At 40.4% G+C, this 13,683-nt stretch carries 13 protein-coding genes and 2 pseudogenes; 6 read left to right on the top strand and 9 right to left on the bottom strand.

What is annotated here, in order from left to right; translation table 11 throughout:
• Positions 1-12: 12 nt before the first annotated feature.
• The 4 genes from SSOP1_RS14210 to SSOP1_RS14225 all read right to left on the bottom strand — a co-directional run bounded on the left by SSOP1_RS14210 (position 13) and on the right by SSOP1_RS14225 (position 4,814).
• Complete coding sequence (locus SSOP1_RS14210) at positions 13-1,626, bottom strand: long-chain fatty acid--CoA ligase (protein WP_009989824.1); 1,614 nt, start codon at positions 1,624-1,626, stop codon at positions 13-15.
• A gap of 34 nt (positions 1,627-1,660) precedes the next feature.
• Positions 1,661-2,863: an acyl-CoA dehydrogenase family protein gene (locus SSOP1_RS14215; protein WP_009989823.1), complete on the bottom strand. Its 1,203-nt coding sequence runs from the start codon at positions 2,861-2,863 to the stop codon at positions 1,661-1,663.
• Positions 2,864-3,046: 183 nt separating this feature from the next.
• Positions 3,047-3,979, bottom strand: a complete 933-nt coding sequence (locus tag SSOP1_RS14220; RefSeq protein ID WP_009989821.1) for an alcohol dehydrogenase catalytic domain-containing protein — start codon at positions 3,977-3,979, stop codon at positions 3,047-3,049.
• Between the two features lie 31 nt (positions 3,980-4,010).
• Positions 4,011-4,814 carry an XdhC family protein gene (locus SSOP1_RS14225; RefSeq protein ID WP_009989820.1) on the bottom strand — a complete coding sequence of 268 codons (804 nt, stop codon included), beginning with the start codon at positions 4,812-4,814 and terminating at the stop codon, positions 4,011-4,013.
• Between the two features lie 200 nt (positions 4,815-5,014).
• Here SSOP1_RS14225 and SSOP1_RS14230 point away from each other — a divergent pair, with 200 nt between their 5' ends.
• Positions 5,015-5,686, top strand: coding sequence for a DUF973 family protein (locus SSOP1_RS14230; protein ID WP_009989819.1), 672 nt, complete (start codon positions 5,015-5,017; stop codon positions 5,684-5,686).
• 53 nt (positions 5,687-5,739) lie between these two features.
• On the opposite strand, the gene SSOP1_RS14235 is transcribed toward SSOP1_RS14230, so the two are convergent.
• Complete coding sequence (locus tag SSOP1_RS14235; protein WP_009989818.1) at positions 5,740-7,230, bottom strand: B12-binding domain-containing radical SAM protein; 1,491 nt, start codon at positions 7,228-7,230, stop codon at positions 5,740-5,742.
• A gap of 228 nt (positions 7,231-7,458) precedes the next feature.
• Positions 7,459-7,599, bottom strand: a complete 141-nt coding sequence (locus SSOP1_RS17215) for a cupin domain-containing protein (RefSeq protein ID WP_157861866.1) — start codon at positions 7,597-7,599, stop codon at positions 7,459-7,461.
• Positions 7,600-7,857: 258 nt separating this feature from the next.
• Here SSOP1_RS17215 and SSOP1_RS14240 point away from each other — a divergent pair.
• The 4 genes and pseudogenes from SSOP1_RS14240 to SSOP1_RS14255 form a co-directional block, all read left to right on the top strand.
• A pseudogene (locus SSOP1_RS14240) lies at positions 7,858-8,025 on the top strand (DUF4322 domain-containing protein); the annotation flags it as partial.
• A 94-nt stretch (positions 8,026-8,119) separates the two neighbouring features.
• On the top strand, positions 8,120-9,079 hold the full coding sequence (locus tag SSOP1_RS14245; RefSeq protein WP_010924011.1) for an IS5-like element ISC1234 family transposase: 960 nt from the start codon (positions 8,120-8,122) through the stop codon (positions 9,077-9,079).
• A gap of 91 nt (positions 9,080-9,170) precedes the next feature.
• Positions 9,171-10,235 (top strand): ISNCY-like element ISC1217 family transposase, encoded by a 1,065-nt coding sequence (locus tag SSOP1_RS14250; RefSeq protein WP_010923767.1) that lies wholly within the window; start codon positions 9,171-9,173, stop codon positions 10,233-10,235.
• A 169-nt stretch (positions 10,236-10,404) separates the two neighbouring features.
• Positions 10,405-11,301: pseudogene (locus tag SSOP1_RS14255) on the top strand (ISH3-like element ISC1225 family transposase); the annotation flags it as partial.
• An 8-nt stretch (positions 11,302-11,309) separates the two neighbouring features.
• Here SSOP1_RS14255 and SSOP1_RS17220 read toward each other — a convergent pair.
• From SSOP1_RS17220 to SSOP1_RS14265, 3 genes are read right to left on the bottom strand one after another with little or no spacing between them, the layout of a single operon-like run.
• Positions 11,310-11,492: a cupin domain-containing protein gene (locus SSOP1_RS17220; protein ID WP_052265488.1), complete on the bottom strand. Its 183-nt coding sequence runs from the start codon at positions 11,490-11,492 to the stop codon at positions 11,310-11,312.
• Positions 11,493-11,537: 45 nt separating this feature from the next.
• Positions 11,538-11,957, bottom strand: a complete 420-nt coding sequence (locus SSOP1_RS14260) for a carboxymuconolactone decarboxylase family protein (RefSeq protein ID WP_010924013.1) — start codon at positions 11,955-11,957, stop codon at positions 11,538-11,540.
• Between the two features lie 58 nt (positions 11,958-12,015).
• Positions 12,016-12,930 (bottom strand): aldo/keto reductase, encoded by a 915-nt coding sequence (locus tag SSOP1_RS14265; protein WP_010924014.1) that lies wholly within the window; start codon positions 12,928-12,930, stop codon positions 12,016-12,018.
• 94 nt (positions 12,931-13,024) lie between these two features.
• Between SSOP1_RS14265 and SSOP1_RS14270 the strand changes: the two genes are divergently transcribed.
• Positions 13,025-13,591, top strand: a complete 567-nt coding sequence (locus tag SSOP1_RS14270) for a zinc ribbon domain-containing protein (protein WP_048054270.1) — start codon at positions 13,025-13,027, stop codon at positions 13,589-13,591.
• The last annotated feature ends 92 nt before the right edge of the window (positions 13,592-13,683 follow it).

Raw genomic sequence — 13,683 nt, forward strand, 5'->3', positions numbered from 1 at the left:
CCACTTGATAGTTTATTTAGTTTGTGTCATGTCTCTAAGTACCTTTTTATCTATCTTATTGGTTGAAGTTAGTGGCATGGAACTTATGAATATAAATCTATCTGGAATCCACCACTTTTGAATTTTACCCTCGTCCGCAAGTTTCAATAGGAATTGCCTTATTTCCTCCTCAGACACTTGCTCTTTCGGAACTATGAATGCAGCTGGTCTTTCTCCCCATTTCTCGTCCTTAATTCCAACTACTGCAACTTGAGACACCTTAGGGTGTAATGATATGGCGTTCTCTAAGAGTAATGAAGGAATGAATTCTCCACCGCTCTTTATTGCATCTTTCTCCCTATCAACTATATGTATATATCCGTACTGATCCATATAGGCTAAGTCACCAGTATGTAGCCATCCTCCTTTCCATAAGGCCTTAGTTTTTTCCGGATCTTTATAGTACTCTTGAGTTAACCATGGTGCTCTAACTACTATTTCCCCTATCTTACCAGTTTCCTTTTCTTTTCCAGTTGCTGGATCAACAATTTTAATTTGAACTAAAGGAATCGGTGCCCCAGCAGTTATTTGCGCCATGAATTTAGTGTTATCATCTAATCTTTCAATTGCTGAGTTATAATAACCGACTGACAATACTGGACAAGTTTCAGATAGGCCATATCCTCCTATTACAGTAATACCTAATTCTTTAGCTTTTTTAGCTAACCCTTCTGGAAGCGCAGAACCTCCTATTGTAACTTTCCATCTCTTAAATACGTGGAGATATCTGGGAGCATCGGGATTCGTTAGTAATAGGTAAAGTATAGTTGGTACCATTGCTGAATACGTTACACCCTCCTTATCCATTAGGCTTAGTATGAAACTGTAATCGTATTTCCCTGGTAAGACATATTTAACTCCAGCCATTAGCGCCACATAAGGATATCCCCAGGCATGTACGTGAAACATTGGTACTAGGATCATATATACGTCATTTGAGGTCAGACTTAATGGAGGTCTAGCTCCAACCAAGCTTACACTTATGGCATGCAATACTATCTTTCTGTGATTAAACCATACACCCTTTGGTTCTCCTGTAGTACCTGATGTATAAAATATTGTAGCCATATCGTTTTCATTAACGTTAGTCTCCTCTTCCAACGGTTCATTTGATTCTATCAGTTCCCAGAAATCTATTGTATCTAATGAGCTTCTTACCTTTTCCTTAGAATCGCTATAGGATATTACTTTCATCCCTACTGGCATTATTCCCTTCGCTTTTTCTATGAGTGGCATGAACTCATCTCTTACTATTAAATACTTATCCTCTGCGTGCAATATTGTCTTTGCAATTAATTCCAAGGGATATCTGATATTTACTGTGTGCAACACAGAACCTATCATAGGTATTGCGTAATAGTTGTGCATATAGACATCAGTATCCCAATCTATAACTCCTATCTTTTCTCCTCTCTTAACTCCTATCTTTCTTAATCCATTTGCTAACCTTTTTACAGAATTTGCGAAAGATCTAAAGGTATATCTTCTAATATCTCTGTATACTATTTCTCTATCTGGAAAACTTCTAGAACCAGAATCTAATATCTTATCTATTGTTAATTGGTATTCGTAATATTCGCTATTCATGTTATAATACTTTGAAAAACAACTATAAAAAATTTTACATCTTAATTCCGAGAAGTCTTCTCGCAGTTTCCCTTAATATAACAAGTTTTTGAATATCATTAGCACCTTCGTATATTCTCATTACCTCAACATCTCTTAACAATCTCTCTACACCAGTAGAAGTAGCTACACCGTATCCACCATGAACAGTTATTGCCCTAATCGCAACCTTCTCTGCAATATCTGTTGCGTACAATTTAGCCATTGAGGCAGCTACTATAGCTTCATTCTCAAGACCACGGTCAAATAAATTAGCTGCCCAGTACGTGAGTAATCTTGCAGTATTTACTTCAGTAAGTGATTCGGCTATCTTCTCTTGAACCATTTGAAATCCTATTAATGGACTCTGGAAAGCAAACCTCTGAGTTGAATATGTGACCATTCTCTCTAACGCAGCCTGGGCAACACCAACTCCTTGGGCTGCAACACCAACCCTTGTCCTATCGAAAGTGGCCATTGCGTACTTGAATCCATTCCCTTCTTCTCCCAAAAGGTTTTCTGCAGGGACCTCTACGTCTTCAAAGGCTAACTCTGCAGTATTTGAAGCCCTTAATCCCATAGTCTCAATTCTATTCAATACCTTAACTCCCTTCCATTCCCTTTCTACTATGAACATCGATATCCCCTTCCATCTAGCATTGGGCTCTGGGGGTGATGTCCTAGCTGTAACCACGTAATAGTCAGCTATCCCACCATTAGTGATAAAGATTTTCCTACCATTAATAACGTATTTACCATTTATCTTTTTAGCCACCGTCTGTATTCCAGCAACGTCTGATCCCGCTACTGGTTCAGTATTAGCAAAAGCTGCAACTTTATCTCCCCTAGCTACTGGAGTAACGTACTTTTTCTTCTGTTCTTCATTACCGAAAAGCAATATTGGAGTCATGAATAACCCTCCAACAGATATTCTCGTAGAAAGTGAGGCCCAGACTCTAGATATCTCTTCTTGAGCTATGGCAGTCATTAGCGTATCTCCACCTTGACCACCGTATTGTTCTGGTACTGCAACACCATATAGACCAATTTCCTTAGCTTTTTCCAATACTTCCTTTGGTACTGTACCTTCTTTTTCACCCTTTTCCACATAAGGCGCAACGTCTCTCTCCATGAATTCCCTTACAGCTCTCCTAAATAGTTCATGTTTCTCGGAAATGTTTATAGAAAATGCTTCCACACTACTGAAAGGTAAGACCATATAATTTACTGAACCAATAGACTAATTATAACTCTTTCTATCATTAGATGCAATTTCAGCCTTTAATTTAGCACATATTGGTACCGAAAAGTAATATATTAATCATAAGTGAATAAAGAAAAAACTATGTGAAAAGATAATATTTAGGTGATCACCTTATAAGAACAACATGTAGAAAGAAGGTCAGATTACCTTTAAAATAGCTCTTCCTAAGACCTTTCTCTCCAACATTTTCCTATATGCCTCATTTATTCTCTCTAATTCATAAATTTCGTATATAGCTTTGATTTTCCCATACCCTACCAATTTAATGGCTTCCTCGTATTCTGCTTGAGTATAAGATGCAGAACCTACTATTTTATGCTGTCTCATTATGCTCATTGCTGGCCTTGATAGCGTTATCGGCTCCCCTTCAGTATTTCCGATCAAAACTAGAATACCTTCCTTCTTTAATGCCCTTAACGAATCGTTTATGGTTTTAGAACCCACTAGTTCAAATATTGCATCAAACTTTTCACCTCTTATATCACTCACTGGCGTTACCCCCAATTCTTTAAGCTTTTCTCCTTTAGATGATAACCCATAAACGTTTGATATACCTAAATATTTCAAGTATTGTACAAGATGGATACCTACTCCTCCACCTGCCCCAGTTACCAAAACTTTACTATCCTTCTTTAAATCTGCAAGTTTAGATGCGTGAATTGCAGTGGCAACTGGGTCCATTGTAGCTGCGTATTTTTCGAGTTTATCGTCTGGCAAGGGTATGAGATTTCTTTCTGGGACAATGACCTGCTCTGCATATCCTCCAGTTATCTCTCCCTCTCCTAAAATTCTAGCGTTATCACATAAATTCTCCTTCCCGCTTTTACAATAGTCACAGCTTCCGCAATATAGATTTGGGTAAACAGCTACTGGTCTTCCATTATAGTAACCTACTATTTCATGCCCTAGGATTAAGGGTAGCTTGAGATTTTTAAATCCACCCTTCCATATAACTAGATCCCTTCCACATATTCCAGTATACGCTACGTTTATTCTAACTCCTACTCCATGAGGCTCTGCGTTACCTATTATAAAGGGTGAGTTAAACTGTGTTAAAATAGCCGCTTTCATATATTAAAAAAGGAATTGATTGTTAATATATTCATTGTTGACTTAAAGATTTAGGTACAAACATACACTTATCTTCAATCTTTCCAGCCAACGCGTCGTCTAGGAGCAGATAGGGGTTCTTAACTTCTTGTAAGCGCTTTCCCGTACCTCCTCTAAGGTCTAATACTACCTCAGACAATATGCTCAAGGCTATCTCCTCTGCGGTCTTCGAACCAATATCTAAACCTAGTGGGGAATGCAATCTTCTCTTTATTTCCTCTAGCGGGATATCTCTCTTAACTAATAATGAAATCATTAGAGCTGCTCTCTTTTGACTGGCCAATAACCCAACAAATCTTGCCCTCTTTTTCATTGCGATATATAACGCGTCTATATCATATGGTTTACCTCCCTCATTTGCTACAATTACAATTGAATCCTCACTTACCATTTGCTCTAGTAGATTTAGATCATTTGAAATAGCGTAAACTCCGCTAAAGTCCTCTTCCTTAACATCGCCAGAACCCACTACAGCGACGTAATACCCCATATCTATAGCTAGTTTAGCTAAGAACCTAGCAATAATACCAGATCCTACTACTATTATGGCTGGCCTTGGTTCAATTGGTTCGATCACTAATTTACCATCTTCTAAATCTTTTTGAATTACCTTTCCCTTTTCCAACGCTTCCAACGCAATTTCAATTATATTTCTGTCCAAACTTCCAAGAAGGACTCTTCCGTCTGATACTATGGTTCTCTCTAGTCTGTTTCCCTTGTAAATGGAGACTATTGCAAAACGCTTCCCTTCAGCACTTAATTTTGAAATTAATGGAAAGATCTCACACGAACTCATAAACTAATATTAAATTAGCTAATTAAATACCTTTTTCTCTAACTAGTTTTAATTCTTTAAGCACATACGTAAACTATTTTCTTATACTCTTTATCTTAATAAACGAGTTTATAAAATTTACAATATAATTTCTTATTATAATGGATAGCCTGAAAATTGTATAACAGAAAAGTTTTTTATATAGAAAAATTAACTAATTTATGCCACAACAAAATACTGAGATATTGGGCTTAGAAAAGATCAAAAAAGGCGTTACCTATTTCCTCTTCTACTCCATACTAGACATCATTGTATCAGTGGGAGTCTTCATAACACTAGTGTCAGTGTTCCATTTACCTTTAACTGTCAACAGCATGCTAGCCCATTATGGAATTTACGCTGAGATTGTTCTAGTAATTGAAGCGGTCTTATTGCCCATATTTATACTCTCCTTTTGGAGAATAAGGGAAGGATTTAAAATATTGGCAACTTCTAGAAAGGAGTTAAATAAAGGAACACTAGGAGGCACTATAGGAGTAATAGGTTACGTGTTAGTTCTAGCTGGATCAATAGCTCTGATCCCAGTTCAACTGCAACAAACCGTTATGCCCATAGCCGGTAGGATAGTGATTGGAGGATATTTACTTTCACTTATAGGAGTACTTTTAATAGGATTAGCTTACATGAAGGCTAGTAACATTTACAATAACAGAACCATAAAGGAGGGAGGGACATTAATTTTAGCGTGGGTTCTAATAGCATTTATAATCGGTATTGCACACAGTGAACCAATTGCAATCTTTTCAGAGATATTTATTAGTTCTATAGGATTACTTAGTGCTTATCTCTTATCTTCAGGCTTAGGGCAAGTTTTGAGATCAAAGCAAATCTAGAGAAAAAGTCTCTATTAGAAATATAAAAAAATAAGCTATTTTTTGTAAGTCCTTTAGCTCGGTGGTAAAGAAGAAGAGAACGCTAATCTTAACAGTTGAAATAGTGACCAAACAACACCGTAGGTAGTATTTAGATTTAGCTCCCTATACTCTAAGGCTGATTTCCCTTTAGTCTCCTTTAGCCTTTCAAAATACCACTCTATAGTTTTAAATACTTTATCGATCATGTACGTTACAATCGATCTTATGAAAGGATTCTTACTAGTGTAGGCTATTGTATTTCCCAGTCTTCTAGTAATCTTCAGATCATATTTCCATGAAAGATATAATAAGTCCCAATATCTAGACGGCAATCTCTCTAATGCAGGTAACGGATTATCCCTAATTTTAGATAAACCCATCGGTATAACTGGCAATGGAAATATCCACGCAATTGGTTCATGATCTATAATGTATTCAACTAATTTTATTGAATCCTCAACGTCCTTATCAGTCTCTTCTGGATACCCTATGGTCATAGTATAGCAAGGGAAGATATAGCTTTCATTCATTATCGCTGTGGACTCCACTATTAAATCCTTCCAATTGGTATAGTTCCAAGGAAAAGCTTTCATCTTCATATATTTATTGAATATTTTTTCGCTTCCAGTCTCAAGCCCTACCACTGGAGAAACAGCCTTCTCCTCATTCCATTCAGCTATCTCAGCCATAGCCTTAACAGTCTTAGGACTTAACTTGACTGGTGCTGCGGAAATATGAGCGAAGTTTATATAATCCACTCCTGCTCTCTTCAACTCAGCGTACAATCTTACTATCGCATCGTGGTTCACTTCATTAAGCCTTTTAGCCCCATATAGTAACATATCATCAGTTATCAAACTGACGTCTTTAATTCCAGCCTTCATATTCACTTCCACTTCTCTCATAATATAATCTAATGGGAAGGAAATGAACGTGTCCGGAGTTACTGAACAGAACCAACATCCTCTAGGGCAACCTCTAGTAATCTGAACCTCACCTCCCCTAGACGGGTTAATAATTGGTGGAATTTCATCTAATTTTCTAGGATATCTTCCCCTTACTACTCTAGGCACTTCTTCTCCTTGCTCCAACTTCTTGACTACTTCTGGGAAATCAACCTCAGCATGGCCTAAGAATATTACATCTGCCCATCTCGGAGGATCCTTTTCCAATTGCCATGCCCCAGCCCCTCCTACTACGACTTTAAGATGGAATTTTTCCTTCAGCTTACTCACTTTTTCACCCAATTCGTCAAAAAATTTTGCAGTCCACGTCTCTCCTCCTCCAAAAATCATGCTTAATTTAGCACTAACCGGTTCAATTCCTCTTGGATCATGAACGTTGATACCAATTACTTTAGTCCCTTTACTAGTTACTACCTTCTCCAGCTTTTCTGGTGTGGTAACTACTACGTTAAATCCACTTTTCGCCAATACAGCTTCAACTTTCCTAAGGGGGTAAGGCGCTACTATAGCCTTACCTTCTTTATCTGTGGACATAGGAGGTGCGAATATTCTATCCATGAAAAATCTCGGAACCAATCTATAAGGTAAACAAGAAACATAGCCTAATGGTGCAATTCCACCATAATCTGTGAATGTACCTCTATCAGAAGTTAAAACTACATCATACGTCTTTTAACTCACCTCCAGATTTAACATGTCACTTTCTTAAAATAAAAACTTTCATATTATAAAAAGTTAGAAGGATAACTTTTAACTTGCACTTAGACAAGAAAGAAAACTGTCACTTTATTCAGAAGCAGATTGCGCCTCGTCGTACTCCTTATCGCTAACCTTTTCAAGCCACTCTACCGATTTACCGTTTAGCTTTTCTTGAATAGCTATATGGGTCATTGCAGTCGTTGACGTAGCACCATGCCAGTGTTTCACGCTAGGAGGAGTCCATATAACATCTCCAGCCTTTATCTTTCTAGGAGGGTTTCTCCAGGTTTGAATTAACCCTGTTCCGTAAGTGACTATTAATAGCTGCCCTAATCGGTAGACCCAAAATCATTTTACAAAAAATAATTTTGGTTGGGTAATATCAGATTCTGAAAAATAATAGAATTTATAGCTTTAACAAGAACGCAACTAATTGAAGAAAGATTTAAGGTGAGGAAGCCGGTATTATCACGTGGTGAAGACAAGGTGATAACACCTGGTCTTCCCCACCAAAATAATATACAACAAGTAGGGTATAAATTACTTTCCATGTTGAGCTTCAAGGGAAGAAAGGCTGAGGAGGTATCGAGAGTTCTGGTCTCCGCGTGCTTGTGGAACGACTCCGTGGAAAGCAAGTCCAAAGGGTATAACGTGAGAGTGTCCGGAATGTAAAAAATTGAATTTTTATTGGCAAGAATAAATTGGTTTCTAGTATTATCTTGGATTAAATTGGAGTAACACTTAAGTTATGGGAGTAGAGGGTAGTACCATGGCAAGAACATTAAGACACATACCAAACCTGATGTACTACCCTCTTCCCCCAATAGAGGATATGCCGTGGAGGGAAAAATGGTTAACGGAGATCAAGCCCGTGCTGGACACCATGGATTTGGAGAGGGTTCTGGGCGAGGGTGCGCTGGTTTACCTGAAGTTGTTAATCGTCATGGTGCTCTACTCTTGCTCCTATAGGGACGCGGTGAAAATGGTCAACGTGAACGTGGTCGTGGCCTGGTTCGTGGGGAGGAAGGTGGGGAAGAGCACGCTGCACGACTTCGTGGGCAGGTTGTACGGGGTGAGGAAGAAGTTGTTGGAGATTTCCTTCAAGCTTGAGGAGAAGTGCCTACCCAGTTACCTCCCTGCGAGCGCGCATCTCGTGGACTTCATGGCGTGGCTAGTGGACTCCTTCCTACTGGACTTACCTCCTGGGAAGAGGAGCGTGGAGACCTTTCGGGAGAAGGCGGAGCTGGAGAGGAGGGAAGGTAACTTGGAGAGGGCCAGGAAGCTGCTCTCCCTGGGGAGAACCAAGAGGAGGTTCGAGGGAAGGTGGACCAAGAAGAGAGGGGTCTCGCACTACGGGCTCAAGGCAGTGGCCGTGATCTCCGTCTCCCTCTTCGTGAGGTCCATCACGGTGAAGCCAGCCAACTTCTCGGACAAGAGGTTCAAGTCACCGCTCAAGGGGATTAAGATCGCGGACAGGGGATTCTCTCCCTCCCCGACACAGCTCATAGCGCGGGAGAAGCCCTTCACTACCCTGAGGGCCCACGTGGAGTTCTTCGGCACCTACCTGAACGCGTTCTGGAGGCCCTACGGGACCACGACCTGGAGGAACGACGTCTTCCTTCACGTCCTGGGAGTGATCTACAACATCAAGATGTTCCTCGCGATCCAACGGAGGACTCCTCCAGGACGTAGAGCCGTTCAGCTCTGAGACGCGCCTCCTCGCGTAGCATTTATCGGAAAATCCTGGCAGTTCAAGAGGCCCATAAAAACTTTTTAAAATTAGAACCTTTAATTTTGGTATGACCAAAGAATTGACGAGGGAGGAGTACTATAAGGCATTGGAAAAGGCAGTTAACGAGGTCATACTATCCATGACTGGAACGAGGAAGGACGTTGCCAAGAGGCTACTCTTGGGGGCGGTTGTGGGAAGAAATGCTACCGAGATAGCTCAAGAGGCCGAGATGGACTACGAGACCGTACTGAATAACTTGGACAAGGCAGCTCAAGCCAAACTAATCGAGGTCGTGAAGAAGTTAGTCGGGGATCATCCTGTCCTTCTCATAGTGGACGACACCCACGACCACAAGCTCTACGCTAGGGCCATGCCGGTCTCCAGAAACGGGGCGCAGATCTTCTACTGTAGGGCGCACAAGAGGTTCGAACCCGCGATCCAACTCCTTGTGATTGGCGTCAAGGATCTGGTGAACAACCAGATCTACGTGATCCACATAATTGCCTACATACCCCGAAAGGTGGAAGAGGAGCTCAAGCGTAGGGGTGAGGAGGTGAAGTTCAAGACCAAGATAGATGCCCTCTTGGAGTTTCTCTCCTCCCTCTCAGGTTTGAATGTAAAAGCTAGGGTCTTCGACTCATGGTACGTGAACTCGAGGACTCTCCAAGGGAATACTGTGGGGGAACTCAAGTCCAGCGCGCGAGTCGTCGAGGGTGGCAGATCCGTGCCCGTTAGCGAGTTCCCCCAAGGGGAGTACCTGGTAGAGTACTTGGGGACTCCCATAAAGTTACTTGTTATAGATGACTATAAGGGTTACGGGAGGAGGTATTTCTTCTCCACCGACCTTAACGACACGGCTGAAGATATCATAACGACCTGGGAGAACCGTTGGGACATAGAGGTCTTGATCAGGGAGCTCAAGGCCTTGGGACTCGAGGGTGGGTCCTTCTTGACCTGGGTTAGGAACTCAGGCTTCGTGGCCTTGAAGGCTCTCTCCCTCCTCGTTGTTCAATACTTCAAGTACTCCACGGGTCTGATGCTCGGGGCCAAAAGGTTGGCCAGATTGATAAAAAGTATTTACCGTGAGGCGGGTGGGATCAAAAAACTGTTCAAGAGGAGGAGAAAACCGTAAAGTGCTACTCGCGATCAGGCAACGCTATGCGCGATAGGTAAATCCTCTCGTCTTGATATTTTTCCATTATAAAGTTTTTCTCGGTTATCCGGGTTTCACCCTTCTGGCAATATTAATATTTATCATTCTGTTTATCTATTCGTTCAGATAATTACATTCCGGACACTCTCACGTGTCACCACAGACCGTGAGGAACTACGTGGAGGAGCAGGGAACTGAGGTGATCGAGAAGCTATTAGAGTCCATGAGGAGGATTTCCATGGAGATACTCAAGGGAGTGAAGGAAGTCGACATCTCCATAGACTGGACAACCAAGACGTGGTATGGTAAGCCGGTGGAGGGACTGGGTAGTTCAGCCAAGGGGAACTCGTGGAACTACGCTACCGCGACCACGAAGTATCAGAATATGGTGCTCCTCCTAGCTTTCGTTCCCCAAGTTAACGGGATGAGCAAGGATGAGATCGTGAAGCTCCTCATGGAGCAAATTGTGGGAATGGGCCTCAAGGTGGGGCTCGTAACCTTGGACGCGGGATTCTACACCGTGGAAGTCCTCAAGTTCATATCGCAGTTCAAGTTCGTGATAGGAGTCCCTGTGGGGGACGTGAAGATCTACGAGGAGTTCGACGGAGAGTACACGACAAACAGTAAGAGGCATAAGAAGGAAGAGCAGGTCAAGTTCAGACTCCTGGTGTATGGTAAGGAAATCGTTAAGAAGAGGAAGAAGACCGTGGTGTACTTCGCGAGGGCGACCAACCTCGACCTACCCAAGAGGGAAGTGCTGAAGTTGTACAACAAGGTTAGGAGTCCCATTGAGACGTCTTACAGGAACATCAAGGCCTTCCTTCCCTTCACGAGCTCCACCAAGTTCATCTTCCGCGAGTTGATCTTCGTGCTGGCCATGATCTTCTACTCGCTTTACACCGTGTTTAAGAACGTCATGACAAGAGAGGAGTTTAGATTGCTGCTCATCCTCTGCTTTCTAGACGATTTATCTGATCTAAAGGATTTTATATTTAATCTTGAGGAAACACTTATTAATACTATAGATTTATTTTTATGGAGGTGATTTTGGGTCTACCGTAATGGGTGGTAGTGCCAATTGGTTCTCGCCCCTGGCTCAAATGTTACAATACTTGCTGCAACTCTAGACGGTTCTTCAGAATCGTGTACTTGTTCAATAATTACGTTACCAGTGAAAAATCTCGGGTCGCCCCTAGTAAAAGGGATAGTACCGTTTTTTCTAACGATAAGATCCATACCAGCTTACCACCGTCTTTTTCTTAGTTGTATATCTTTAGGTTTTTAACCTTTCTCCTCCTCTTTAAGTTCCTTAATGGCTTCTTGTGCTATTCTAAAACTGTCCATAGCCGCTGGTAATCCACAATAGGCTCCCACTTGCAATAATACCTCCTTTATCTCCTCTTCAGTACAACCGTTCCTTATGGCACCCTTAACATGTAATTTAAGTTCATTTTGTCTGTTCAAACAGCTTAATATTCCAATATTTATTAAACTCCTTATCTTCTTTGGAATAACATCATCTCTGGTCCATATTAACCCCCATGCGAAAATTGTCACCATTTCTTGGAGTTCTCTATTGAAGTCCGTAGTTTGACTTAATGACTTTTCCACGTATTCTCTTCCCATCACTTTTTTCCTAACTTCAAGTCCTTTCTCATAGAGCTTCTTTAATTCCGGGTCTTTGTCGAACAGACTACCCATATAATATTTGATTAATATTAAGATAAAAAAGCGATCTGGTAAAGAAGAGGGACTCGGATTACCTTGCGAAATAATCTATCGTGACTTTTTTTACTGCTTCATCTAATCTCCTTAAGTCGCTATCCCTAAGCGACCATCCTAGACTTCCTAAATTCTCCTTGAGGTGATCCTCTTTAGTAGTGTTGAAGATAGCAAATACATTATCCTTACTGACCAACCAATTTAGAACTACTTGTGCTGGAGTTTTACCTAGTTCCTTAGCAATTGAAGATATTTCCTCTATGAGCGGTTCTAAGTTTTTAATGTAAGTCTCCCTAGCAAGGACATACCATCTGTACTCGTTTCTGACCTCCTTTCTCCCTATTAGATAACCTAATCCTAAAGCATCGTATGCTAGCAAGGGGATATTTTCCCTTAACATATAAGGAAGAACCTCCTTCTCTACGTCTCTAAATAGAACGTTATAATGCAATTCATTAGCCGCAACGTCAGTCTTAGATAAATGTTCTCTAAATTCCCTCATCAAGGGAAGGGAAAAGTTACTTAGGCCAACATATCTAATTTTTCCCTCGTTGAATAACCTCTCCATCGCCTTAGCAGTTTCCCTTATGGGCACATAGTGATTAGGCCAGTGAACTAGGTATAAGTCTATATATGATGTGTTAAGTCTTTTTAAACTTCCCTCAGAAGCCTTCAAAACGTCATCATATCTTAAGTGGTCAATTGATACTTTAGTTATTATGAACAAATCTTCTCTCTTGAATTTACTTATGGCTCTTCCAATAATTGTTTCTGAAAGACCATTTCCATAGGATTCGGCAGTGTCTATTGCGTTTATTCCAAGCTCTATTGCCCTTTGAATAGCTTTTATTGCATTATTCTCGTCGATTATTGAAGGTGTACCAAATTCCCAAGAACCTAAGATTAAGGGGGATATTTTCTCATTCGTCCATCCTAATGGCTTCTTTTCCATGAATAAGTAAGATATTGTTAAGTATTTAAATGTTTATTAATTGAGTTTAGCCTAGACCAATTTTCTTTTAATTTTGACTAACATACTAATTCTTATGGAGAGGGAGATAATTAAGATCTTATCCGTAGTTGAATTCCATCCTTTAATATTGGCTTTTCATCTTGGTTTGATGCTAGCAGGAGTTTCCCTACTCAGTTACTCCTTGTTCTTAATACTTGTCAAAAAGGTAGATATTATGCTCCCACTAGTTATCAGTTTCATGGCTTATCTTACATCGTTAATACTCCTTATACTAATTTTACTTCTAGAAACTTATCGTTTTCTGATCTTTGATGGGAGAATTTTGGTAAAAAACAGTCTCTTAACGAGAAATGAATTCAAGTTTAGCCTAAGGGATAAAAATCTAATAATTGGCTTTTATGACAAGGCTTCATTAGGAAAGTTTGCAATAATATATGGCGATAGATTGCTTTTTAAATTTTTAACCCAGCAAAAAAATATAAGACTGATAAAAAACTTTGTGGTCAAGTCAGGTTACAGATTAGGTGGAACTTATAAAATTTGCAGAGTTTGTGGAAGCATAAATGAAGAAAACGCAGAGTACTGTGATTTCTGTGGCTCAAGAGAAGTTTCACCTTACGATCTCTACTGGATAGATTAGGTAATCTACTCTGCCCTAACCGGTAGATCCAAAATCTCTCCCTTAAAAATAAATCTGTAGTATTATTAAGCGTTTTTTATTTTAATAGAATT

It is taken from the genome of Saccharolobus solfataricus, from assembly GCF_900079115.1.
Taxonomy (GTDB): Archaea; Thermoproteota; Thermoprotei_A; order Sulfolobales; family Sulfolobaceae; genus Saccharolobus; species Saccharolobus solfataricus.